The organism is Streptomyces sp. NPDC048278, from assembly GCF_040652195.1.
Classification (GTDB): Bacteria; Actinomycetota; Actinomycetes; order Streptomycetales; family Streptomycetaceae; genus Streptomyces.
The window spans coordinates 47852-72394 of the sequence record NZ_JBEZLP010000029.1 but is presented as its reverse complement, the minus strand read 5'-3'; the positions used below and the strand labels follow the sequence as shown (position 1 = coordinate 72394).

The window sequence follows — 24543 nt, the reverse complement described above, 5'->3', positions numbered from 1 at the left end:
TCAGCAAGTCGTGCGCGGGGGATTGACCGGCTTGCTGACAGGCGGTCTCATAAGAGTCGACGACGTACCCCCGGGTAACGAGGTGAGGGAGCCATGACGACCCTGACGGAAGCCGACGCGGTCGACGGACTGCGGGACGCGCTCGGCCTGCTCAAGGACCGCGAGCAGGTGGCCGAACGGCTGCTGGCCTCCTCCGCGAAGCACTCCTTCGACCCGGACAGGGAGCTGGACTGGGACGCGCCCTTCGAGGAGGGCAAGTGGTTCTGGCCGCCGGAGCTGGTGTCGCTGTACGGCACGCCGATGTGGCAGCGGATGAGCGAGGAGCAGCGGATCCTGCTCTCCCAGCACGAGGCCGCCGCGCTGGCCTCGCTGGGCATCTGGTTCGAGCTGATCCTGATGCAGCTGCTGGTCCGGCACATCTACGACAAGGCGGCGACGACCGCGCACGTGCGGTACGCGCTGACCGAGATCGAGGACGAGTGCCGGCACTCGAAGATGTTCGCGCGGCTGATAGAGCGCGGTGACGCGCCCTGGTACCCGGTGAGCCGGGCCCACCAGAACCTGGGCCGCCTCTTCAAGACGATCTCCACGACGCCCGGGTCCTTCACGGCCACCCTGCTCGGCGAGGAGGTGCTCGACTGGATGCAGCGGCTGACCTTCCCGGACGAGCGGGTCCAGCCGCTCGTCCGCGGGGTCACCCGGATCCACGTGGTCGAGGAGGCGCGGCACGTGCGGTACGCCCGCGAGGAGCTGCGCCGGCAGATGGTGACGGCGCCGCGGTGGTCGCAGGAGTTCACGCGGGTCACCTCCGGTGAGTTCGCGCGGGTGTTCTCGGTGGCCTTCGTGAATCCGGAGGTCTACACGAACGTGGGTCTTGACCGGCGGGAGGCGGTCGCCCAGGTGCGGGCGAGCGGCCACCGGCGGGAGGTCATGCAGACGGGCGCGAAGCGGTTGACCGACTTCCTGGACGACATCGGGGTGCTCCGGGGGGCCGGGCGGCGGTTGTGGAAGAGCTCGGGGCTGCTGGCTTGAGTTCACAGTGCCGGTCGGCCCCGCACCTCTCCTAGGTCGGTGTCGGGGCTGTCGGCTGCGCGGTGCCGAAGGCTTCGTCCGGGCCCTCCGCCGCCGTCTTCGGGATGGCCGGGGGTGTGTAGCGGGCCAGGGAGGCGGCTGTCGGGTCCGGGCGGACTGCGCCCAGGATCGGGTTGGCGGCGATCGGGGAGACCTTGATCTTCGCGCCGGGGCGGGGGGCCTGGACGACCTTGCCGTCGCCCAGGTAGAGGGCCACGTGGGTGGCCTCGGGGAAGTAGACGACCAGGTCGCCGGGGCGCAGGTGGTTCAGGGGGACGTGCGGCAGGGTGGCCCACTGCTCCTGGCTGGTGCGCGGGATGGGGGTGCCGGCGTGGTCCCAGGCCTGGGAGGTCAGGCCCGAGCAGTCGTACGACACCGGGCCGGCCGCGCCCCACTGGTACGGCTTGCCCAGCTGCCGTACGGCGTAGCGCACCGCGCGGTCGCCGGCCGGGGAGGGGGGTGGTGTGACGGTGCCCAGGGCGCCGGACGTGGTGAGCTTGCGCTGGGCGTCCGCCGTGTTCGACTTCTCCAGGTCGGCGAGCGCGGCGAGCTGGTCGGGGGTGAGGGAGACCAGCATGCGTTCCACGTCGGAGAGCCGGGTGCGGACCTCGTCGCGCTGTTTCTTCTGCTGCTCGGCCAGGGCGAGTTGGCTGTCGAGCGCCGTGCGGGCCCGGCGGGCGAGGCCCGCCTGGTTCCGCTCGTCGTCCGCCAGGCGGCCCACCGTCCTCGCCCGCTCGCGCGCCAGCTCGCCGATGACATGGCCCTCGTCGAGGGCGTGCTGCGGGTCACGGGCGAGCAGCAGCCGCAGGTACGGCGAGAGCCCGCCGGCGTTCTGGTACTGCTGCCGGGCCAGCCGGCCCGCCTCGGTCCTGCTGGTGTGCAGGGAGCGCCGGGCCAGGGCCAGCTCGTCGTCCAGGCGGGTCACCTCGGCGCGCTGCCGCTGCAATCGTTCCGCCGTCGCGTTGTAGGTTTCGGTGGCCTGTTCGGTCTGCCGGTAGGCCTGCTGAAGGTCGGTCAGCAGCTGGGCGACCGGTTGCGCGGGGTCGGGCGCGGCGAGCGCGGGCAGGGGCGTGAGGACGGCCTGGGCCGCCGCCACCGCGGCCGTACAGGCCAGCCGCAGGAACCTTCCTGACACGTCATCACCTCCGATGCGGGACGGCCTCTCCGTTCCGTATCACGATGATCACGTGATTATCAGACGTGTATGCGTGGTCCGCGCGGCACATGTGCGCCGTTCGGCGGAGCCCGGTCACCCGTCGGTGTCGTCCGGCCCCCGGCCCGGGTCCCGCTTCGACCACGGCCACTTCGGCCCGCCGGCGGCTCCCCTGCCCGTCGGGTCGTACTCGTACTTCCAGCCCTGGGACAGGCCCAGGCGCCTGCTCTGCCCACGGGACACGCGACGGTAGACCAAGACGGTGGGCGGGCCGCCGGCCGGGTCCGGGACCGGGATGCGGTACGTCTTCGGGGGGTGGCCGGTCATGCCGAGCAGCACGGGCAGCACCCGCCCGTCCATGGGGCCGCCCTCGAAGGGGGTGTCCTGACTCTTCACGGCACCAGTCTCAGCCATCCACCGCGAGGGCGTCGACGAGGGCCGCGGTCTGCGGGTCGCGGCGCGCGGTCACGCTGAGCACGGCGACGAACTGGTCCACCAGCCAGTCCCGCAACTCCTCCACCGGCGGCTGCTTGTCCTCGTCGAGCCAGATCAGGGAGGCCGCCTCGACGGCGGTGATCCACATCCGGACGGTCATCCGCAGCCGGGGACCGGGGTCGGTGACCTCCAGGTGGCTGAGAATGTGCTGCGCGGCGGCCCGTCGCACGCCGTCCACGATCGCCGTCGTCCGCGAGGTCTCCACCACGCTGCCGCCCTGGAGCAGGGCGCTGAAGCCGGCGTCGTGCTGGTCGACGAAGGCGAGGTAGCGGTCGAGGGCACGGCCCAGCCGGGGCAGGAGGGGGCCCTCACGGGGCTCGTCGAAGCAGTGTTCGAGTTCCTCGGCGGCGGACCTGAGCGCGGCCTCGTAGAGCTGCTGCTTGCCGCCGGGGAAGTAGCGGTACACCAGGGGACGCGAGACCCCGGCCGCCTCCGCCACGTCGTCGAGCGACACCTCCTCGGGCGCGCGGTGCGCGAAGAGGGAGAGGGCCGCGTCGAGGAGCTGGCTGCGCCGCTCCTCGACGGACAGCCGACGGTAGGCGGGGGTGGCGGCCTGCGGGGTCATGCGATCAGCGTATGCCGTCCGGCAAGGGCGCGGCGCCGTCGTGGCTGGTCGCGCAGTTCCCCGCGCCCCTGAAGGGGCGCACCGCAGCGCCCCTTTCTTTACCGGCCTGAATCAGGCGGCGCCTGTCACCGACGCCAGGTACGCCTCGGTCTTCTCGGGCTCGTAGAAGAAGTTCTCGAAGTCGGCGGGGTCGTTGAAGCCGTTGGCGAAGCGGTCGGCGACCGGGGGGAGCTGGCCGGCCGCGCCGATGAGGTTGAGGATGTGCTCCGGCGGCGGTGCCAGCATGGCGTTCGTCCACTTGGTGACGTGCTGGGCCGTGTTCCAGTAGCGGTCGAACGTCTCCTGCATCCAGGTCTCGTCGAACTCCTTCTCACCCTGTTCGAGGATCGAGGCGAGGTAGGAGGCCGCGCACTTGGACGCGGAGTTGGAGCCCTGGCCCGTGATCGGGTCGTTGGCGACGACGACGTCCGCGACCCCGAGGACCAGGCCGCCGCCGGGGAGGCGGCCGACCGGGTTGCGGACGGTGGGGGCGTAGCGGCCGGCGAGGGTGCCGCCGGCGTCGGTCAGTTCGACCTTGGCGGCCCGCGCGTGCTCCCAGGGCGTGTACCGCTCCATGAGTTCCAGGGTCAGGGAGAGGTGCTCCGAGGGGTCCTTGACGCCGTTGAAGACGTCCAGCGGGCCGCCGGGTATGCCCTCCCAGAAGAGGATGTCGGCGGGGCCGGAGGTCGTCAGCGTCGGCATGACGAAGAGCTCGCCGACGCCGGGGACCAGGTTGCAGCGGACCGCGTAGTAGTCCGGGTGCTCGGGGCGGGGGCCGAGACCGTGCACGTAGGAGACGGCCAGCGCCCGCTGCGGCTCGGTGTAGGGGGAGCGGTCGGCGTCGCGGCCGAACATCTGGACGAGCTCGCCCTTGCCGGCCGAGACCAGCACCAGGTCGTAGGTGCGGGCGAAGTAGTCGAGGTCGCCGACCGCCGCGCCGTGGATGACCAGCTGGCCGCCACGCTGCGCGAACGTCTCCATCCAGCCGGCCATCTTCACCCGCTGGTCGACCGACTGCGCGTACCCGTCGAGCCTGCCCACCCAGTCGATGGCACGGACCGCCGGGCCCTCGCCCCAGGAGCCGGGGGCGGCGACCGAGACGCCGAGTCCTTCGATCTTCGGGGCCTGGGACTCCCAGAAGTTCAGCTGGAGATCGCGCTCGTGCTGCAGTGCGGTGTCGAACATGCACTGCGTCGACATGACCCGGCCGGAGCGGATCTCGTCCGCGGTCCGGTTCGACATCAGGGTGACCTCGTAGCCGTGGGACTGGAGGCCGAGGGCGAGCTGGAGACCGGCCTGGCCGGCCCCCACGACGAGTATCTTCCGCATGCGGTGGTGGCTCCTAAGGGTTCAGAAGAACTACTCGGGGGTTTCGTCCAGCGCGTGGGCGACCAGGGACAGCAGCGTCTCGATGGCCGAGATCCGACGGCGGGCGTCCATGATCATTACAGGGACGCGCGGAGGGATCGTCAATGCCTCCCGCACGTCCTCGGGCTCGAAACGCTCACTGCCGTCGAAGTGGTTGACCGCGACGACGTAGGGCAGCCCGCAGCTCTCGAAGTAGTCCAGGGCCGGGAAGCAGTCCTTCAGGCGCCGGGTGTCCGCGAGGACGACGGCGCCGATCGCACCGCGCACCAGGTCGTCCCACATGAACCAGAACCGCTGCTGGCCCGGCGTGCCGAACAGGTAGAGCACCAGGTCGTCGTCGAGCGTGATGCGGCCGAAGTCCATGGCCACGGTGGTGGTCAGCTTGCCGGGCGTGGCGGTGAGGTCGTCGGTCTCCTCGCTCGCCTCGGTCATCAGCGCCTCGGTCTGCAGGGGCGTGATCTCCGAGACGGCGGTGACCAGCGTGGTCTTGCCGACACCGAAACCGCCGGCCACGACGATCTTCGTCGCGATCGGGGCCCGGGTGCGGTCCGTCTGCCAGGACCGCAGATGCTCCCGCTCCTCGTCGGCAGCGAGGAGCGGGTTGACGCCGGTGGCGTCAGAGACGGCGAAGTCCACTCAGCACCCTTTCCAGCAGAGCGCGGTCCGGACGGCCGACGCCGTGTCCGGTACCGGTTCCGTACACACGGATCTTTCCCTGGTCCGCGAGGTCGCTGAGCAGGACCCGGACCACACCGAGCGGCATCTTCAGCAGCGCGGCGATCTCGGCCACCGTGCGCATGCGGCGGCACAGTTCGACGATGGCCTGCATCTCCGGCATCACCCGGGTGCTGAGGGAACCATTCGTCAGTTCCTTGCGCTCCTCGGGGGCTTCGAGTGCCGCGACGAACGTCTCCACGAGGAGGACGTGGCCGAAGCGGGTACGGCCACCGGTGAGCGAGTAGGGGCGGACGCGGGCGGGCTTGCGGTCGCCGCCGCGTACCGGGAGGTTCTGCCTGCGGTTCTTCGGCGCGCTGCTCATCGGCCGCTCCTCGTCGCGTCGGCCTCTAGGGACTTGCGTAGCTCGGTGCGGAGTTCGGGGGTGAGGACGTGGCCGGCGCGGCCGACGAACAGTGCCATGTGATAGGCCACCACGCTCATGTCGCAGTCCGCGCTGCCGTGCACGCCCAGCAGCGAGCCGTCGCTGATCGACATCACGAAGAGGCTGCCCTCGTCCATCGCGACCATCGTGTGCTTGACCGGGCCGAAGTCCATCAGCCGGGCGGCGCCGACGGTGAGGCTGCCGATGCCGGAGACGATGGTGGCGAGGTCGGCGGCGGAGCCGCGGGGGCCGGTCCGTTTCTCGTTCCTGGTCTCGCGGGCCTCCTCGTTCCGGACGGGGTCCGAGGAGAGCAGGAGCAGTCCGTCGGAGGAGACCACGGCGACCGACTGGATCCCGGGCACCTCCTCGATGAGGTTGCTCAGCAGCCAGTGCAGATTGCGGGCCTCACTGCTCAGTCCGAAGGTACTGGGCGCGGTCAACTGCTTGCCTCCTCGACTGTGCCCCCCGTGGCTTCTTCGGATACGGCTGTTCCAGGTGCGGCTCGTACGGTGCTCGGCACCTGGTTCTGGCCGGTCTGCTCGGCGATCTCCGCCGCCACGTCACGGCGTCCGGCGTCGGCCCCCTGGCGGAAGCCGCCGAGCCGGCGGCGGAGGGCGTCCGCGTCGACGCCGGTGCCGCGCTGGCGGGGCGGTGGGGCGGGGGCGGTGATCCTGGGGGTGCGCTTGGGGAGGCCCTTGCTGGTGACCTCGTCCTCGTCGTCGTCTTCGGTACCCGCGTCGGCGTCGGCTTCCGCGGGTGGGGTCAGCGGCCGGGAGTGCTCTTCGGGTGCGGACGGCCCCGGTGGGGTGTACCCGCCGTCGTCGGTCGCGGGCTGCGGACGCACGTGGTTCTCGGCGTCCGCGGACCGCGCCCCGGGCCAGTCGTCGTCCTCGACCCGCCGACGTCGCGGCCGGATCTCGGCGTCGGCGGGGTGGGCCCGCTCCTCGGCGGCACCGGTCTGCGTCCGCGGCCCGCTCTGCTCGGCCGGCTCGGGGTCCACGAGCGGGACCAGCAGGGCCATCGTCGTCTCGGCGAACGTCTCCGCCGGAGCCTTCGGGCGGGCCGTCGGCTCGGGGTCCGCCGGCTTCGGCGGGGCCGCCTGCCCGTGTACCGCTTCCTCGTCGGCCCGCCGTACCGCTGCGGCTTCCCCGTCGGCCCCCTCCACGGCCGCGCCGTGCCCGTCGGCCTCCCGTACCGCCTTCTCCGCCAGCGTCACCAGCGGGTCGCCGGACGTCGAGCGGCCGTACAGGACGTTGGAGTTGACCTCCGCGTCCGCGCCGGGGAGGGAGAAGGCGTGGGCGCCGGCCGCGGTCGTCGCGGGTGCGGGGACCGAGGTCCGCGGGGCCTGGGCCAGCAGCGGCTGGGGCAGGACCACGACGGCCGCCACGCCGCCCTGCTTCTGCTCGCGGAGCTGGACGCGGACGCCGTGCCGGTGGGCGAGGCGGGCCACCACGTAGAGGCCGAGACCGAGACCGTCCTCGCCCTCCTGGTCGTAGGGCGACTCGGGGTCGAACTCGGCAAGGCGGCCGTTGAGGCGGACCATGCGGTCGGCGGTCATGCCGATGCCCTCGTCCTGGACGGAGAGCATGACCTCGCCGCTCTCCAGCAGCCAGCCGGAGATCTCGACGGGGATGTCGGGCGGGGAGGACGCGGTGGCGTTCTCCATGAGTTCGGCGAGCAGGTGGGACAGGTCGTCGGCCGCGAACCCGGCCACGTGCGCGTGCGGGGGCAGGGCCGCGATACGGACCCGCTCGTAGCGCTCGATCTCGCTGACGGCCGCCCGGACGACGTCCACCAGCGGGATCGGGCCCGCGTGCTGCTGGACGTGTTCGGTACCGGCGAGGACCAGGAGGTTCTCGCTGTGGCGGCGCATGACCGTGGCGAAGTGGTCGAGCTTGAAGAGGGTCGACAGGCGGTCGGGGTCCTGCTCGCGCTCCTCCAGGGTCTCGATCACGGCGAGCTGACGCTCCACCAGGCCGAGCGTGCGCAGCGCGAGGTTGACGAACGTGCCGCCGATGCTGGTGCGCAGCCGGTCCAGCTGGCCGGCCGCGTCGGTGACCTCGGCGCGCAGCTCCTCGCGGGCGTCGGCCATCTTCTGGCGCTGGCCGACCAGGTGCTTGCGGTCGGTCTCCAGGGTGGCGATGCGCTCGTAGAGCTCGGCGGCGTGTGCGTGCAGGGCGTTGACGGAGCGGACGACCTGGGCGAACTCGTCGTTGCGGCCGGTGAAGGCGATCGCTTCCTCGGCGCGCGGGTCCTCGGCCCCGGCGAGGCGGGCCGAGCCCCGGCGGAGGACGGAGAGCGGGCGGGTGAGGGTGCGGGCCATGGCCGTGGCGATGCCGACCGCGACCAGCATCAGGGCGCCGACCACCGCGACCCGGATCTCCAGCGCGGTGACGTCGTCGTCGCGGAGGGCCGCGAGGTCCTTGGTGCGGCGGTCGTAGAGGGCGGACTCCACGCCCCGCATCAGCTCGACCCGGCCGGTCAGCGCGGCGTCCAGCTTCTTGGTGCCGGTGGCGAGGTCGTCGTCGGAGAAGGTCGGCTGGTCGGTGAGGGCGGCCAGGTACTTGTCGGCGTCGTTGACGTCGCCGCCGGTGACCGTGGAGTCGTACGAGTCGACGGCCGCCTTGGGCGCGGTGTCGCGGAAGTCGGCGAGGGCCGCGTCGGCGCGCAGCCGGGCCTGCTGGGCGGCGGCGGTGAGCGCGTCGCGCTGCTTCCGGTCCGCGGCGGAGGTGGTGGTGCTGGTGACGGGCAGACCGGTGAGCGGGTTGATCGTGGTCTGGGTGGTGCTGGGGATGTTCAGGGCGGCCAGCAGGAGGCCCCTGGCCGCCGCGGACTGCTGGACGGCGGAGTCCAGTTCGGCGAGCGCGTAGGCACCGGAACCGGCCCTGGGGGGCATCTGCTCGGCCAGCTGCTCGGCAAGCCGGTGCAGTTCGGTGATGGTCGCCGAGTACGCCTGGTGCGCTTCGAGGGCCGTGCTCTTGCCGGTGAGGGCGGAGCGGCGGACGGCGGCGATGCCGTCGAGGTCGGTGCGCAGCCAGCCGGGGGCGTCGGTGTCCGCGCGCAGGTCCTCGACCTGGCGGTCGACGCGGGCGCTGCGGTCCTCGGCGGGCGCCTTGGACTTGGGGCGGCCGGCGGCGATGTAGGAGGTGACCTCGTCGCGCTCGTCGGCGAGCGAGTTGGCGAGGGCCAGCGCGTCCTCGGTACGGCCGGACAGGGTCACCAGGTCCTGGGAGTCGCTCAGCTGCCCGGAGGCGGTGAGCAGGGCGGGCGCTCCGGCGCCCGCGATCGCCGCGGCGACCACGGCCACGGCCACGATCAGCCGGGTACGGACGTGCTTGGTGCGGCCGGTGCCGACGGGGGCCGCGGCGCCCGTTTCGGAGGCCGTCTTCTTGCCTGTGCGCCGAGGCCGCGTCTTCTGCACCGGTGCTCGCATTCCTGAACTCGTGTACCCAAGGGGTTGGGTGGCACCCCGTCATGATCCCCGGCATATCGGTGCCAAGTGGTGCGTGCACCCGTCTTGTACGGTCCCCGACCCTCCCAGCGCCGGTGGGTGGTGGTCTCTCATCACCCGACCCGCCACCCGAAGGAGTGAACATCGGAGGGGAGTTGGCGGGCAAGTTCCGGCGGTCCGTGCGGGTGCCTTTTCCGGCTGGCCGGTTGGACGCGGACGGCAGGCTTTGACAGGATTCGCCACCGCACCTTCCCGGAGTGCACCATTCCAGCCCAAAACAGGCGGCTGACCTGCAAGGCCGTATCAATTCCCGGTCCGTTGCCAGCCTTTGGTGAAGCCTGTGGAGGGGTCGTGCAGACTGGCCGAATGCGTACTGAAGTCGTTTCGGAGCCCGGCGCCCCCGACCGCCCCAACGAGGACTTCGCCGGTGTCGGACTTCCCGCCTCGGGGCAGGGGGGTTGTGTGATCGTCCTGGACGGGGTCACCCCGCCCCCGGACGGGACCGGGTGTCTGCATTCCGTCCACTGGTTCACCGCGCGGCTGGGCGGTGCGCTGACCGAACTGACCGTTTCGCGAGGAGATCTGACACTGCGGGAGATCCTCGAACAGGCGATCGCTCGCACAGCCGTCGCCCATGGTGACACCTGTGACCTTTCTCACCCGCGTACCCCGCAGGCGACGGTCGTGCTGAGCCGCTGGTCCGCGGAGACCGTGGAGTTCCTGGTCCTGTCCGACTCGGCGCTGCTCCTGAGGGCGCCCGACGGCACGGTCACCCCGGTCCTGGACGACCGGCTCGACCGGGTGCCGCGCGCCTCACTGGCCTCGGACGCGATCGCCGACGCCACGGTCCGCAACAAGGAGGGCGGCTTCTTCACCGCCGCCGCCGACCCCTCGGTGGCGGCCCGCGCGGTCACCGGGTCCGTGCCGCGCGCCGAGGTGCACGCGCTGGCCGCCCTCACGGACGGCGCGACCCGCTGGACGGAGAAGTTCCGCGAGGGCGACTGGGCGGCCCTCCTGGACGTGGTGCGCAAGGAGGGCGCGCGGGCACTGGTGGGCCGGGTACGGGAGCTGGAGGCGGCCGACCGGGAGGAGCGGGTCTTCCTGCGGCGCGGCAAGACGCACGACGACGCGACGGTGGTGTACGCCGAGCTGTGACGCCCCCGGCAGCGGCTCGGGGGCGGTCCGGGGGCCGTCCGGTGACAGCCCGGCGGGGCCCGGCGACAGCCCGGCGGGGCCCGGCGGCGGCTACTTCTCCATGACGCCGTTCAACTGGTTCAGCAGCCGGGCCAGTTCCGCGACCTCGGTGCGGTCCCAGTGGGCGAGCTGGCGGACGTAGCGGCCCCGGCGGGCCTCGCGGACCGTGCCGACGCGGCGCCGGCCCTCGTCGGTGAGGGCGACCAGCCAGGCCCGCCCGTCGGCCGGGTCGGGCTCGCGGGCGATCAGGCCGAGCTCCTCCAGGGCGCGCAGCTGGCGGGACATGGTGGCCTTGCCGACGCCGACGTAGGCGGCCAGTTCGGTGGCGCGCTGGCCGCCGCACTCGTCGAGCCGTACGAGCAGTCCGTAGGCGGCGGACTCCAGGTCGGGGTGGACCTCCCGGGCCATCTCGCCCTGGCTGGCCCGGGCGCGGCGCAGCAGTACCGTCAACTCGCGTTCCAGGGCCAGGAACTCCTGGTCCGCGCCGCTCGGCGTCAACCCGGTGGCGGCGGGCCGCTCGTCGCCCTTTTCGTCCTCGTGCACGTCAGCACCCCTGATCGGTTTCGCAGTCCTGAAAGTTTCCGTCAAACCCCGTCATCGCCGCAGCTCGCCAAGTATTCCGCAGGCGTAGACCAACGGCAGCCTCCGGACCCCCTTCCCCGGGATCCGGCCCGTGCGTAGCGTCCGGACCGAGCCCATCACTGGCATGCCCACGCCATGAAGGGGCGTCGTGCCGTGTGACACTGCGTCGTGTCGCGCCGCTCGGACCGACCGCCTCTGGCATATCTGGGACCTCACCTCACCCCACGGAGGCACGTCATGCCCGTGCACAGACCCGCCCCCACCCTCCTGACCGGCCTGCTGGTGCTGTTCCTCGCGGCACTCGCCCCGGCCCCCGCCCACGCCGACACGTCCCGTCCTGCCGTCCCGGCCCGCGGCTCGGCCTACATGGGCATGGGCGTCCTGGCCCACGACGGCCGCAGCGGCACACCCAAGACCGACCTCGCCACCCAGGCCGAGGGCGTCGACGTCGCCAGCTACCAGGGCGACGTCTCCTGGTCGACCCTGCTGGGCAGCGGGGTCAGATGGGCGTACTCCAAGGCGTCGGAAGGCACGTACTACACGAACCCCTCCTTCGCCCAGCAGTACAACGGCTCCTACGACGTCGGCATGATCCGCGGCGCCTACCACTTCGCGACCCCGGACACCGCGGGCGGCGCCGCCCAGGCCGACTACTTCGTCGACCACGGCGGCGGCTGGTCCAAGGACGGCCGGACCCTTCCCGGCGTCCTCGACATCGAGTGGAACCCGTACGGCGCGTCCTGCTACGGCAAGTCCAAGAGCGGGATGGTCACCTGGATCACCGACTTCCTGAACCGGTACAAGGCCCGCACCGGCCGCGCCGCCGTCATCTACACGGCGACCAGCTGGTGGACCGACTGCACCGGCAACTACAGCGGTTTCGGCTCCGCCAACCCGCTGTGGATCGCCCGGTACGCCTCGGAGGTGGGCACGCTCCCGGCCGGCTGGTCGGCGCACACCATGTGGCAGTACACCTCGACGGGGCCGACGGTCGGGGACCACGACAAGTTCAACGGGGCCGTCGACCGGGTGGTGGCACTGGCCAACGGGTAGGCGGCTCTACGGCGCCCCGTAGGGGCGCGGGGAACTGCGCGACCAGCCACGACGGCGCTGTGGACGCATGACGGCGCTCAGGGCGAAGGCCCGGGACCCCTCTCGGGGACCCGGGCCCTGCGCATCCGGCAGCGTCCGTCACGCCGCTACCGGAACCTCCGGCGCCGCACCGCTCGCGGCGGGCGCGAGCGCCAGCTCCAGGACCTGGCGGACGTCGGTCACGGCGTGGACGTCGAGCTTGTCCAGCACCTCGGCCGGGACGTCGTCCAGGTCGGCCTCGTTGCGCTTGGGGATGATGACGGTCTTCACCCCGGCGCGCTGGGCGGCGAGCAGCTTCTGCTTGACGCCGCCGATGGGCAGCACCCGGCCGGTCAGCGAGACCTCGCCGGTCATCGCCACGTCCGTGCGGACCAGCCGCCCGGAGAGCAGCGACGCGAGGGCCGTCGTCATCGTGACGCCGGCGCTCGGGCCGTCCTTCGGCACCGCGCCCGCCGGGAAGTGGATGTGCACGCCCCGGTCCTTCAGGTCGCCGACCGGCAGTTCCAGTTCGGCGCCGTGCGAGCGGAGGAAGGACAGGGCGATCTGCGCGCTCTCCTTCATCACGTCGCCCAGCTGACCGGTGAGGGTCAGACCCGCCGCGCCCGTCTCCGGGTCGGCGAGGGACGCCTCGACGAAGAGGACGTCACCACCGGCACCGGTGACCGCGAGGCCCGTCGCCACGCCCGGGACCGCCGTGCGGCGCTCGGCCGGGTCCTGCGCGGACTCGGGCACGTGGTGCGGCCGGCCGATCAGGGCGCGCAGGTCCTCGTCCCTGATCGTGAACGGCAGCTCGCGCTGCCCGAGTTCGTGCTGGGCCGCGACCTTGCGGAGCAGCCGGGCGATCGACCGCTCCAGGGTGCGCACGCCCGCCTCCCGGGTGTACTCGCCGGCGAGCTTGCGCAGCGCGCTCTCGTCGAGGACCACCTCGTCCTTGTCGATGCCGGCCCGCTCCAGCTGGCGCGGGAGCAGGTGGTCACGGGCGATGACGACCTTTTCGTCCTCGGTGTAGCCGTCCAGGCGGACCAGCTCCATGCGGTCGAGCAGGGCCTCCGGGATGGCTTCGAGCACGTTGGCCGTCGCGAGGAACACCACGTCGCTCAGGTCGAGCTCGACCTCCAGGTAGTGGTCGCGGAAGGTGTGGTTCTGCGCCGGGTCCAGGACTTCGAGCAGCGCCGCGGCCGGGTCGCCGCGGAAGTCGGAGCCCACCTTGTCGATCTCGTCGAGCAGGACGACCGGGTTCATCGAACCGGCCTCCTTGATCGCCCGCACGATCCGGCCGGGCAGCGCACCGACGTACGTACGGCGGTGGCCGCGGATCTCCGCCTCGTCGCGGACGCCGCCGAGGGCGACCCGGACGAACTTCCGCCCCATCGCGTGGGCTACGGACTCCCCCAGGCTGGTCTTGCCGACACCGGGCGGCCCGACGAGCGCCAGCACGGCACCGCCACGGCGCCCGCCGATCACACCCAGCCCCCGGTCGCTACGGCGCTTGCGCACCGCCAGGTACTCGGTGATCCGCTCCTTCACGTCCTCCAGGCCGGCGTGCTCGGCGTCCAGGACCGCCTTGGCGCCCTGGATGTCGTACTGGTCCTCGGTCCGCTCGTTCCACGGCAGTTCGAGGACGGTGTCCAGCCAGGTGCGGATCCAGGATCCCTCGGGCGACTGGTCGCTGGACCGCTCCAGCTTGTCGACCTCCTTGAGGGCGGCCTCGCGGACCTTCTCCGGCAGGTCGGCGGCCTCCACGCGGGCGCGGTAGTCGTCGGACTCCTCGCCGTCCTTGGCGGAGTCGCCGTTCAGCTCGCGCAGCTCCTTGCGGACCGCCTCCAGCTGACGGCGGAGCAGGAACTCGCGCTGCTGCTTGTCGACGCCCTCCTGGACGTCCTTGGCGATGGTCTCCGCCACGTCCTGCTCGGCGAGGTGGTCGCGGAGCTGCTGGGTGGCCAGCTTGAGCCGGGCGACCGCGTCGACCGTCTCCAGCAGCTCGATCTTCTGCTCGGTGGTCAGGAAGGGCGAGTAACCGGAGTTGTCGGCGAGCTGGGAGACGTCGTCGATGGCCTGCACCCGGTCCACGACCTGCCAGGCGGCGCGCTTGCGCAGCCAGGCGGTGGCGAGGGCCTTGTACTCCTTGACCAGTTCGGTGACATGACCGGGCACCGGGTCCGGGACGTTCTCGTCGATACGGGTGCCCTCCACCCACAGGGCGGCACCCGGGCCGGTCGTACCGGCGCCGATGCGCACCCGGTAGCGACCGCGGATCAGCGCACCCGGGTCGCCGTCGGCCAGCCGGCCGACCTGCTCCACGGTGCCGAGCACACCGGTGCCCGGGTAGGTCCCGTCGACCCGTGGCACCAGCAGCACCCTGGGCTTGCCGGGCTCGTTGCGGGCGGCGGCCTGCGCGGCCTCGACGGCGGCGCGTACATCAGGGTCCTTGAGGTCCAGCGGGACCACCATCCCGGGCAGCACGACCTCGCCGTCGAGCGGCAGCACAGGGAGGGTGAGTGATGCGGACGTCGAAGCCATGATCTCCCCTTCGGCAGTCAACTTGAGTTACACCGACTCAATGTTTGCGAGCCCAGATATGTTCCCATGCATGTGTTCGCTCTGAGCGATCGCCTGCCGACCTGGCCGAACACGGTCTCACGCCGGTAGAAACAGTCGCTCGGCGCGGCCTCATTCCCTCTACGGTCGGCCGGACCGCCCTGCGAGCGACCACCGCGAACGCGCCCCAAAGGGGCGCGGGGAACTGCGCGACCAGCCACAACAACGCCGCACCCGGCAACCGACCGCAACCGTTACGCCGAGTGGCACCCGCAGCTCCGCCACGGCCGGACAACGCCGTGGGGCCCGGACCGGGACCCGAGCGCCGTTGCGGCGGGAAAAGTGAGCGGCCGTCGCCACACGACCGCAACACGACTCACAGGAAACGACCTGAAACTGCCAGCGTAGGCACAGCAATTGGCGGCGCGCGACGGGGCCCGGGGGGCGACACATGGGTGAGAAGCAGTCGGCGGTCAAGCGGCCGGCACGGCGCGCCGTGCTGGCCGGGGCAGCCGTCGTCGCGGCAGCCGCCGCCGTCCCGTCGGCCCTGCGCGCCGTCGGCGGCGACGGCGAGGACGGCGCTCCCACCCCGGCCCGCACCGCCCCCGCGGCCCCCGTGGCAAGCCGCCCGGCGTCGTCGGCCTCCCCCCTCCCCCGCAGCGACCCGCGCCCGAACATCCTCCTCGTCCTCACCGACGACCAGCCCAAGGAGACGGACTGGGCGGTCCGCCGTACCGCCGACTGGCTGGGCGGGCAGGGCGTCACCTTCGCGCGGGCGCATGCCAACACCCCGCTGTGCGCGCCGTCCCGGGCCTCGATCATGTCGGGGCGGTACGCGCACCACCACGGCGTCCTCGACACCCGCCACCCGTACCACCTCGACCAGCACACCACCGTGCAGCGCCGACTGCACGAGGCCGGCTACCGCACGGGGCTCTTCGGCAAGTACCTCAACTACTGGCACACCGGCGACAACCCGCCGCACTTCGACGAGTGGCTCCTCCAGGAACCGGTGGCGTACTACGACGGCCACTACAACGACAACGGCACGGTCCGGAACATCCCCGGCTACAACACCCACGTCATCAGGGACCGCGCCCTCGCCTTCATCGACCGGTCGCGGACCGACACCCGGCCCTGGTTCGCGTACGTCGCCACCCGCAGCGCGCACGAACTCAACATCCCGGAGCGCAGGTACGCGCACGCGCGCGTGCCGGAGTGGCCCGGCCGGCCCTCCGTGTACGAGGGCGACAAGAGCGACAAGCCGCCGTTCCTGCGGACCGCGAAGCACACGTACGACCAGGGCAAGGCGCTGCGCGGGCGCCAGTTGCGCACCCTGCTGTCGGTGGACGACGCGATGCGGGACCTCCGGGACGAGCTGCGCGCGCTGGGGCAGCTGGAGAACACCCTCGTGCTGTTCACCAGCGACCACGGGCTGTGCTGGGCGGACCACGGCTGGCTGCGCAAGTCGGTGCCGTACCGGCCGAGCCTGGAGGTGCCGTTCTGGCTGTCCTGGCCCGCGCGGGGGCTGGGCGGGGGCACCGTCGACGACCGGCTCACCGGCCACGTCGACATCGCCCCGACCCTCCTGGACGCGGCCGGCATCACCCCGGACACCCCGCACGACGGCCACTCGCTCCTCGACACCCGCAACGACCGCGACCGCCTCCTCGCCGAGTGGTGGTGGAACCGGCAGGACCAGGAGCCGATCCACACCTGGGCCACCCACATCGGCAGGTCCACGCAGTACACCGAGTACTACCGCATCCGCCTCGACGGGCAGGGCCGGCCCACCCAGGGCGACGGCGCGGTCCTCTTCCGCGAGTTCTACGACCTGGCCGCCGACCCGTACCAGCTCACCAACCGCCTGCACGGCGCCACGGCCGCGCAGGAAGCGGCGCTCGGGATACCGGAGTCGGCGAAGGAGCTGGCGGCGGCGCGGCTCGGCTGAGAGCGCTCAGGGAGCGGCCGGGACGGCGGCGGGCAGGGCCTGGAGGCGCTCCCGCCGCCAGCGTCGTACCAGCGGCCAGAGCCCGGTGCCGATGCCCAGCGAGATCAGGTGGCCCCAGTTGGTCATCGGGTCCTGGAAGGCGATGAGGTCGGTGACGAGGCTGTAGCCGACCAGGGCGAGCAGCGGCCAGCGCAGCCAGGGGGCGAGGAGGCCGGAGAGCGCGCCGATGCTGGCGGCCACACCGAAGCTGATGCCGTAGTCGAGGCGGTGCAGCGAGGTGTCGGGAAGGTGGCCGGCCAGGACGGCGAGGCCGACCGGGACCTCGGTCGCGAGGGTGGCCAGGACGTGGCCCGTCAGGAAGACGAGGATCGCGCGGGCACCGCCTATCCGCCGCTCCAGCGCGGTCAGGACGAGCACGAAGGCCAGCGCGTACGGCGACAGCAGCCCGCCCGCGATCCACAGCGCGCTTGCCAGCAGGACGAAGACCGGGGTGCGCAGCAGGTGGGCGACGTCGGTGCTGGAGTCCTGGTAGAGCGCGTACCGGAGGCCGGGGCCGGCCCAGCTCGCGAAGAGCGAGGTGAGGGCCAGGATCGCCGTGTAGGCGAAGGTGACCGGGGTGCCGGTGGGGGTGGGGAGGAGCCGCCAGGGCAGCACGGGCCGGGGCAGCGGACGCGGCAGGCGCAGTTGGAGGGCGGTGCGCGAGGCGTCCGGGGCGGGTGCCGCGACCGGGCCGCGCTGGCGGGGTACGCCGTCGAGGAGGGCGGCGACGTCCCCGGCCGGAAGGGGCTCGGGCGTGGGTGTCGATGCGGCCCTCGCGGTCCGTTCCACGGTGAGGCGCTCCTTCCGTTTCACCCCACCCTTCGCCGTCCGGGGAGCCGCTGTCTATGACCGAGGCCACCCAGGGGACGATTCAAAGGATTTTCTGAAGAACCAAGAGGGGTCAGGAGGAACCATACGAGCCGCTTCCCGTCGCCCGCGGGCGCGAAGCGCCGGGCGGCCCCTCGAACGGGTGACACCCGTGCGGCTGCCCGACACCCGTAATTCGGGTGGCCGCAAAGCCCTGTTGGGGCAGGATGGCCGCCATGACGACCTCCGCCGCCGCACCCGACAGCCGCCCTGTGGTCCTGGACCGGCGCGACGGGCCGTACGGCGAGGTGGTGCTGCGCAGACACGGCGCGCTCCTCCAGATCATCGCCAACGGCTGCTTCCTGATGGACACCTCCGACGGACGCTCGGAACGGTTGCTGGTGGACGCCGCGTACCGGGCACTGGACGGACGGAGCGACCCGGCGGTGCTGATCGGCGGGTTGGGGGTCGGCTTCTCGCTCGCCCATGCCGCACAGGACGCCCGCTGGGGCCGGATCACGGTCGTGGAGCGGGAGTCGGCGGTCGTCGACTGGCACCGGGACGGTCCGCTCGCCGCGCTCTCCGCCCGCGCGTTCGCCGACCCGCGCACGGCGATCGTCCAGAGCGACCTCGTCACTTACGTCAATGAGACATCGGACACGTTCGACGCCCTGTGCCTGGACATCGACAACGGCCCCGGCTGGACCGTCGACAAGGCCAACGAGGGCCTCTACTCGGCGGCCGGACTCGCAAGCTGCGCAAGGGTGTTGAGGCCCGGCGGGGTACTTGCCGTATGGTCGGCACAGCCCTCTGCGGAATTCGAGGGAACCTTGTGGAATGCCGGTTTCCAACGGGTGCGTACCGAAGAGATCCCGGTTGCCCGGGGCGTTCCGGACGTCGTTCACCTTGCCGTCCGCCCTGGATAGCGAGTGCGCCTCCTGTCCCCGTAATGTGCATCCCTGACGCGGATCATTCAAGCGTCAATCGCAGTCATGGGATCACCCCACTGGTTCCGGAAAGCACACAGGGGCGGGCGATGGAGCAGACACACACCTCCCAGAACGGCGCGGCGACGGCGACTCAGGGCGCCCAGCGCCGGGTTCTGGTCGTCGAGGACGACCCCACGATCGTCGACGCCATCGCGGCCCGGCTGCGCGCCGAGGGGTTCCTCGTGCAAACGGCGGGCGACGGTCCGGCGGCCGTCGACACCGCCGAGGCCTGGCAGCCCGACCTGCTGATCCTCGACATCATGCTGCCCGGGTTCGACGGTCTGGAGGTCTGCCGACGCGTGCAGGCCGCCCGGCCGGTGCCGGTGCTGATGCTCACCGCGCGGGACGACGAGACCGACATGCTGGTCGGCCTCGGGGTCGGCGCCGACGACTACATGACGAAGCCGTTCTCCATGCGGGAGCTGGCGGCACGCGTGCACGTGCTGCTGCGGCGGGTGGAGCGGGCGGCGATCGCGGCCTCCACGCCCCGCTCCGGCATCCTGCGCCTCGGCGAGCTGGAGATCGACCACGCGCAGCGCCGGGTCCGGGTGCGCAGCGAGGACGTGCACCTGACGCCCACCGAGTTCGACCTCCTGGTGTGCCTGGCGAACACCCCGCGCGCGGTGCTCTCCCGTGAGCAGCTGCTCGCCGAGGTGTGGGACTGGGCGGACGCCTCCGGCACCCGCACGGTCGACAGCCACATCAAGGCGCTGCGCCGGAAGATCGGCGCCGAGCGGATCCGCACCGTGCACGGGGTCGGCTACGCGCTGGAGACACCGACGCCATGAACGCCGGGCCGGCCGGACCAAGAGGCCCCGGTGCTCCCGGGGGCCCGGGGGGCTCCGGGGAGGAGCCCTGGGGCGGGGTACGCCCGTTCTCGATCAAGACCAAGCTGGGCGGGCTGGTCGTCGTCTCGGTCCTGATCACCACCGGTCTGTCGATCGTCGCGGTGCACACCAAGACGGAGCTGCGCTTCATCACGGTCTTCTCGATGATCGCCACACTCCTGATAACGCAGTTCGTGGCGCATTCGCTCACCGCGCCGCTGGACGACATGAACGCGGTGGCCCGGTCGATATCGCAGGGCGACTACACGCGCCGGGTGCGCGAGAACCGCCGGGACGAGCTGGGCGACCTGGCCGAGACGATCAACGTCATGGCCGACGAGCTGGAGGCCCAGGACCGCCAGCGCAAGGAGCTGGTCGCGAACGTCTCGCACGAGCTGCGCACGCCCATCGCGGGACTGCGGGCCGTCCTGGAGAACGTCGTCGACGGGATCGCCGAGCCGGACACCGAGACGATGCGCACGGCCCTGAAGCAGACCGAGCGCCTCGGCCGGCTGGTGGAGACCCTCCTGGACCTGTCCCGGCTCGACAACGGCGTGGTGCCGCTGCGCCAGCGCCGGTTCGAGGTGTGGCCGTACCTCTCGGGCGTGCTCAAGGAGGCCAACATGGTCGCCGGGGCGCGCGGGAGTCTGGCCTCGGGCTCCGGGAACCACACGCGGACGGACGTCCATCTGCACCTCGACGTCTCGCCGCCCGAGCTGACCGCGCACGCCGACCCGGAGCGCATCCACCAGGTGGTGGCGAACCTCATCGACAACGCGGTCAAGCACAGCCCGGCGCACGGCCGGGTGACCGTGAAGGCGCGGCGCGGGCCACAGCCGGAGTCGCTGGAGCTGGAGGTCCTGGACGAGGGTCCCGGCATTCCGCGCTCGGAGTGGCACCGCGTCTTCGAGCGCTTCAACCGCGGCGCCGTACGACGGCCGCACGGTCCGGGCAGCGACGGCGGCACCGGGCTCGGTCTGGCGATCGCCCGGTGGGCGGTGGATCTGCACGGCGGCCGGATCGGCGTGGCCGAATCCGACCGGGGGTGCAGGATTATCGTCACTCTGCCGGGGCTTTCTTCCGTCCCAAGTTGACGTAAAGTTCGATCCGGAGCCTCAAGATCCACCTGTGGTCGGCACGGTCGTCCGCGCAGTCGGACACGTGTGATCAGGTGCGGCCCCCGCGCATGTCGCGCGGGGTGTTCGGCGTGAGGCGGTCGCCGGCGTGGCGGAGCCATGCCCGGTTGAGTCCGGTCACAGTGCAACCACGCTTGTTTCCCGCCATATCAAGCCCTGAAACACAGTTTTCGATGTGACATACGCGACGATGAACCGGCCCGACCTGACCTTCGCGGTCTTGGAGGCGTAGCCTTTATTCCCGCTGTCCATAACCTTGTGAAGCGGAAGAGGGCGGTTGCCGCCGTGTCGCCACAGTCCCCCAGTAACTCGAGCATCTCCACCGACGCAGACCAAGCGGGCAAGAACCCCGCAGCCGCGTTCGGACCGAACGAGTGGCTCGTCGACGAGATCTATCAGCAGTACCTCCAGGACCCGAATTCGGTAGACCGAGCCTGGTGGGACTTCTTCGCCGACTACAAGCCGGGGGCGCCCGCCGCCTCGGCTCCGGCGGGTACCGCGGCCGCGGGGGCCGCGGGCACCACCTCCACGACACCCGCGCCGGCCCAGCCGGCGGCTCCGGCGCCCGCCCCGGCCGCGCCCGCCGCCCAGGCGCCCGCAGCGCCCGCTCCGGTCACCCCGGCCGCGCCTGTCGCTCCGAAGGCCGCAGCGCCCGCCCCGGCGCCCGCGAAGCCCGCCGCCGCTCCGGCCCCGGCCGCCGCGAAGCCGGCCGCCGCGCCCGCCGCCGCTGCCCCGGAGGGCCCCGCGCTGGTCACGCTGCGTGGTCCGGCCGCCGCCGTCGCGAAGAACATGAGCGCCTCGCTGGAGGTGCCGACGGCCACCTCGGTCCGCGCGGTCCCGGTGAAGCTGCTGTTCGACAACCGCATCGTCATCAACAACCACCTCAAGCGCGCCCGGGGCGGGAAGATCTCCTTCACGCACCTGATCGGCTTCGCGATGGTGCAGGCCCTCAAGGCCATGCCGTCGATGAACTACTCGTTCGCGGAGAAGGACGGCAAGCCGACCCTGGTCAAGCCGCCGCACGTGAACTTCGGCCTGGCCATCGACCTGGTGAAGCCCAACGGCGACCGCCAGCTCGTCGTGGCCGGCATCAAGAAGGCCGAGACGCTGAACTTCTTCGAGTTCTGGCAGGCCTACGAGGACATCGTCCGTCGCGCCCGCGACAACAAGCTGACGATGGACGACTTCACCGGTGTCACGGTCTCCCTGACCAACCCCGGCGGCCTCGGCACCGTCCACTCGGTCCCGCGCCTGATGCCCGGCCAGTCGGTCATCATGGGCGTCGGCTCCATGGACTACCCTGCGGAGTTCCAGGGCACCAGCCAGGACACCCTGAACAAGCTCGGCATCTCGAAGGTCATGACGCTCACGTCGACCTACGACCACCGGGTCATCCAGGGCGCCGCCTCCGGCGAGTTCCTGCGCTCCGTCGCCAACCTCCTGCTCGGCGAGAACGGCTTCTACGACGACATCTTCGAGGCCCTGCGCATCCCCTACGAGCCGGTCCGCTGGCTCCGGGACATCGACGCCTCGCACGACGACGACGTCACCAAGGCCGCCCGCGTCTTCGAGCTGATCCACTCCTACCGGGTCCGCGGCCACGTCATGGCCGACACCGACCCGCTGGAGTACAAGCAGCGCAAGCACCCCGACCTGGACATCACCGAGCACGGCCTCACCCTGTGGGACCTGGAGCGCGACTTCGCGGTCGGCGGCTTCGCCGGCAAGGCGATGATGAAGCTGCGCGACATCCTCGGCGTGCTGCGCGACTCGTACTGCCGCACCACCGGCATCGAGTTCATGCACATCCAGGACCCCAAGCAGCGCAAGTGGATCCAGGACCGCGTGGAGCGCCCGCACTCCAAGATGGAGCGCGAGGAGCAGCTGCGGATCCTGCGCCGGCTGAACGCGGCGGAGGCCTTCGAGACCTTCCTTCAGACCAAGTACGTCGGCCAGAAGCGCTTCTCCCTGGAGGGCGGCGAGTCCGTCATCCCGCTGCTCGACGCGGTCCTGGACTCGGCCGCCGAGTCCCGCCTGGACGAGGTCGTCATCGGCATGGCCCACCGCGGCCGGCTGAACGTCCTCGCCAACATCGTCGGCAAGTCGTACGCGCAGATCTTCCGCGAGTTCGAGGGCAACCTCGACCCGAAGTCGATGCACGGCTCCGGCGACGTGAAGTACCACCTGGGCGCCGAGGGCACCTTCACCGGCCTGGACGGCGAGCAGATCAAGGTCTCGCTGGCCGCCAACCCGTCCCACCTGGAGACGGTCGACCCAGTCATCGAGGGCATCGCCCGCGCCAAGCAGGACATCATCAACAAGGGCGGCACGGACTTCACGGTCCTGCCGGTCGCGCTGCACGGCGACGCGGCCTTCGCGGGCCAGGGCGTGGTGGCCGAGACCCTGAACATGTCGCAGCTGCGCGGCTACCGCACCGGCGGCACGGTCCACATCGTCATCAACAACCAGGTCGGCTTCACGGCGGCGCCCGAGTCCTCGCGCTCCTCCATGTACGCCACCGACGTGGCCCGCATGATCGAGGCCCCGATCTTCCACGTGAACGGCGACGACCCGGAGGCGGTCGTGCGCGTCGCGCGCCTGGCCTTCGAGTTCCGCCAGGCGTTCAACAAGGACGTGGTGATCGACCTCATCTGCTACCGCCGCCGCGGTCACAACGAGTCGGACAACCCGGCCTTCACCCAGCCGCTGATGTACGACCTGATCGACAAGAAGCGCTCGGTGCGCAAGCTCTACACCGAGTCCCTGATCGGTCGCGGCGACATCACCCTGGAAGAGGCCGAGCAGGCCCTCCAGGACTACCAGGGCCAGCTGGAGAAGGTCTTCACGGAGGTCCGCGAGGCCACCGCGCAGCCGGCCGCCGCGCCCGCGCACGAGCCGCAGGACGGCTTCCCGGTCGCCGTGCCGACCGCGGTCTCCGCGGAGGTCGTGAAGCGCATCGCCGAGTCCCAGGTCAACATCCCGGACTACTTCACCGTCCACCCGCGTCTGCTGCCGCAGCTGCAGCGCCGGGCGGCGATGATCGAGGACGGCACGATCGACTGGGGCATGGGCGAGACCCTGGCCATCGGCTCGCTGCTGATGGAGGGCACCCCGGTGCGCCTGTCCGGCCAGGACTCGCAGCGCGGCACCTTCGGCCAGCGCCACGCGGTCCTCATCGACCGGGAGACGGGCGCGGACTACACCCCGCTCCTCTACCTGTCCGAGGAGCAGGCCCGCTACAACGTCTACAACTCGCTGCTCTCCGAATACGCGGTGATGGGCTTCGAGTACGGCTACTCGCTGGCCCGTCCGGACGCGCTGGTGATGTGGGAGGCGCAGTTCGGTGACTTCACCAACGGCGCCCAGTCGATCGTCGACGAGTACATCTCGGCGGCCGAGCAGAAGTGGGGCCAGACGTCCGGCGTCACGCTCCTGCTCCCGCACGGTTACGAGGGCCAGGGCCCGGACCACTCCTCGGCCCGTATCGAGCGCTTCCTCCAGCTCTGCGCCCAGAACAACATGACGGTCGCGATGCCGACCCTCCCGTCGAACTACTTCCACCTCCTGCGGTGGCAGGTGCACAACCCGCACCACAAGCCGCTGGTCGTCTTCACCCCGAAGTCGATGCTGCGCCTCAAGGCGGCGGCCTCGAAGGCGGAGGAGTTCACGAGCGGGCAGTTCCGCCCGGTCATCGGCGACGACTCGGTTGACCCGAACGCGGTCCGCAAGGTCGTCTTCTGCACCGGCAAGGTCTACTACGACCTGGAGGGCGAGCGGCAGAAGCGCGGCGTCACGGACACCGCGATCATCCGCCTGGAGCGCCTGTACCCGCTGCCGGGTGCGGAGCTCCAGGCCGAGGTCAACAAGTACCCGAACGCCGAGAAGTACCTCTGGACCCAGGAGGAGCCGGCGAACCAGGGTGCCTGGCCGTTCATCGCGCTCAACCTGATCGACCACCTGGACCTGGCGGTCGGCGCCGACGTCCCGGCCGGCGAGCGCCTGCGCCGCATCTCGCGCCCGCACTCCTCGTCCCCGGCGGTGGGTTCGGCCAAGCGCCACCAGGCCGAGCAGGAGCAGCTGGTGCGTGAGGTCTTCGACGCGTAGGCCTGCCGTCCCCTCGGGATCATCACGTTGATGGGCCCGGCCC

Annotated in this window: 19 protein-coding genes; 8 read left to right on the top strand and 11 right to left on the bottom strand. The window is 71.5% G+C overall.

Going from position 1 to position 24543, the window contains the following annotated elements:
• The first annotated feature begins 93 nt into the window (after window positions 1-93).
• Window positions 94-1032: a diiron oxygenase gene (locus AB0D74_RS37070; protein ID WP_362596706.1), complete on the top strand. Its 939-nt coding sequence runs from the start codon at window positions 94-96 to the stop codon at window positions 1030-1032.
• Window positions 1033-1063: 31 nt separating this feature from the next.
• Here AB0D74_RS37070 and AB0D74_RS37065 read toward each other — a convergent pair whose 3' ends face one another.
• The 8 genes from AB0D74_RS37065 to AB0D74_RS37030 form a co-directional block, all read right to left on the bottom strand.
• Entirely contained in the window at window positions 1064-2206 is a 1143-nt protein-coding gene (locus tag AB0D74_RS37065; RefSeq protein WP_362596704.1) for an NlpC/P60 family protein, read from the bottom strand.
• 114 nt (window positions 2207-2320) lie between these two features.
• Window positions 2321-2638 (bottom strand): hypothetical protein, encoded by a 318-nt coding sequence (locus AB0D74_RS37060; RefSeq protein ID WP_362596702.1) that lies wholly within the window; start codon window positions 2636-2638, stop codon window positions 2321-2323.
• Window positions 2631-3284, bottom strand: a complete 654-nt coding sequence (locus AB0D74_RS37055) for a helix-turn-helix domain-containing protein (RefSeq protein ID WP_362596700.1) — start codon at window positions 3282-3284, stop codon at window positions 2631-2633. The genes AB0D74_RS37060 and AB0D74_RS37055 overlap by 8 nt, the downstream gene beginning before the upstream one ends.
• A gap of 111 nt (window positions 3285-3395) precedes the next feature.
• Window positions 3396-4652: a styrene monooxygenase/indole monooxygenase family protein gene (locus AB0D74_RS37050; RefSeq protein WP_362596698.1), complete on the bottom strand. Its 1257-nt coding sequence runs from the start codon at window positions 4650-4652 to the stop codon at window positions 3396-3398.
• Window positions 4653-4682: 30 nt separating this feature from the next.
• Window positions 4683-5327 (bottom strand): ATP/GTP-binding protein, encoded by a 645-nt coding sequence (locus AB0D74_RS37045; protein ID WP_362596696.1) that lies wholly within the window; start codon window positions 5325-5327, stop codon window positions 4683-4685.
• Window positions 5308-5730: a DUF742 domain-containing protein gene (locus AB0D74_RS37040; protein WP_351502609.1), complete on the bottom strand. Its 423-nt coding sequence runs from the start codon at window positions 5728-5730 to the stop codon at window positions 5308-5310. The genes AB0D74_RS37045 and AB0D74_RS37040 overlap by 20 nt, the downstream gene beginning before the upstream one ends.
• Window positions 5727-6230: a roadblock/LC7 domain-containing protein gene (locus AB0D74_RS37035; RefSeq protein ID WP_362596693.1), complete on the bottom strand. Its 504-nt coding sequence runs from the start codon at window positions 6228-6230 to the stop codon at window positions 5727-5729. The genes AB0D74_RS37040 and AB0D74_RS37035 overlap by 4 nt, the downstream gene beginning before the upstream one ends.
• Complete coding sequence (locus tag AB0D74_RS37030) at window positions 6227-9223, bottom strand: nitrate- and nitrite sensing domain-containing protein (protein WP_362596691.1); 2997 nt, start codon at window positions 9221-9223, stop codon at window positions 6227-6229. Before AB0D74_RS37030 ends, AB0D74_RS37035 begins: the two co-directional genes overlap by 4 nt.
• A 384-nt stretch (window positions 9224-9607) precedes the next feature.
• Here AB0D74_RS37030 and AB0D74_RS37025 point away from each other — a divergent pair, with 384 nt between their 5' ends.
• Window positions 9608-10396, top strand: a complete 789-nt coding sequence (locus AB0D74_RS37025; protein ID WP_362596689.1) for a hypothetical protein — start codon at window positions 9608-9610, stop codon at window positions 10394-10396.
• A 90-nt stretch (window positions 10397-10486) separates the two neighbouring features.
• Here the strand turns inward: AB0D74_RS37025 and AB0D74_RS37020 are convergent, their stop codons facing one another.
• Window positions 10487-10978 (bottom strand): MarR family transcriptional regulator, encoded by a 492-nt coding sequence (locus tag AB0D74_RS37020; RefSeq protein ID WP_362596687.1) that lies wholly within the window; start codon window positions 10976-10978, stop codon window positions 10487-10489.
• Window positions 10979-11254: 276 nt separating this feature from the next.
• On the opposite strand from AB0D74_RS37020, the gene AB0D74_RS37015 reads away from it, so the two are divergent.
• On the top strand, window positions 11255-12070 hold the full coding sequence (locus AB0D74_RS37015) for a lysozyme (protein WP_362596685.1): 816 nt from the start codon (window positions 11255-11257) through the stop codon (window positions 12068-12070).
• A gap of 138 nt (window positions 12071-12208) precedes the next feature.
• On the opposite strand, the gene lon is transcribed toward AB0D74_RS37015, so the two are convergent.
• A complete protein-coding gene (gene lon / locus AB0D74_RS37010) occupies window positions 12209-14629 on the bottom strand; it encodes an endopeptidase La (RefSeq protein WP_362596683.1) in 2421 nt (806 codons plus the stop codon).
• Window positions 14630-15098: 469 nt separating this feature from the next.
• Here lon and AB0D74_RS37005 point away from each other — a divergent pair, with 469 nt between their 5' ends.
• Complete coding sequence (locus tag AB0D74_RS37005) at window positions 15099-16598, top strand: sulfatase (RefSeq protein ID WP_362596681.1); 1500 nt, start codon at window positions 15099-15101, stop codon at window positions 16596-16598.
• Window positions 16599-16604: 6 nt separating this feature from the next.
• Here AB0D74_RS37005 and AB0D74_RS37000 read toward each other — a convergent pair whose 3' ends face one another.
• Window positions 16605-17426 (bottom strand): rhomboid-like protein, encoded by an 822-nt coding sequence (locus AB0D74_RS37000; protein WP_362596679.1) that lies wholly within the window; start codon window positions 17424-17426, stop codon window positions 16605-16607.
• A gap of 254 nt (window positions 17427-17680) precedes the next feature.
• Here AB0D74_RS37000 and AB0D74_RS36995 point away from each other — a divergent pair, with 254 nt between their 5' ends.
• The 4 genes from AB0D74_RS36995 (at window position 17681) to AB0D74_RS36980 (ending at window position 24500) form a co-directional block, all read left to right on the top strand.
• Window positions 17681-18370, top strand: coding sequence for a spermidine synthase (locus tag AB0D74_RS36995; RefSeq protein WP_362596677.1), 690 nt, complete (start codon window positions 17681-17683; stop codon window positions 18368-18370).
• 110 nt (window positions 18371-18480) lie between these two features.
• Window positions 18481-19221 (top strand): response regulator transcription factor, encoded by a 741-nt coding sequence (locus tag AB0D74_RS36990; protein WP_362596675.1) that lies wholly within the window; start codon window positions 18481-18483, stop codon window positions 19219-19221.
• On the top strand, window positions 19218-20354 hold the full coding sequence (locus AB0D74_RS36985) for a HAMP domain-containing sensor histidine kinase (RefSeq protein WP_362596673.1): 1137 nt from the start codon (window positions 19218-19220) through the stop codon (window positions 20352-20354). The genes AB0D74_RS36990 and AB0D74_RS36985 overlap by 4 nt, the downstream gene beginning before the upstream one ends.
• 327 nt (window positions 20355-20681) lie before the next feature.
• Complete coding sequence (locus tag AB0D74_RS36980; protein ID WP_362596671.1) at window positions 20682-24500, top strand: multifunctional oxoglutarate decarboxylase/oxoglutarate dehydrogenase thiamine pyrophosphate-binding subunit/dihydrolipoyllysine-residue succinyltransferase subunit; 3819 nt, start codon at window positions 20682-20684, stop codon at window positions 24498-24500.
• Window positions 24501-24543: the final 43 nt, after the last annotated feature.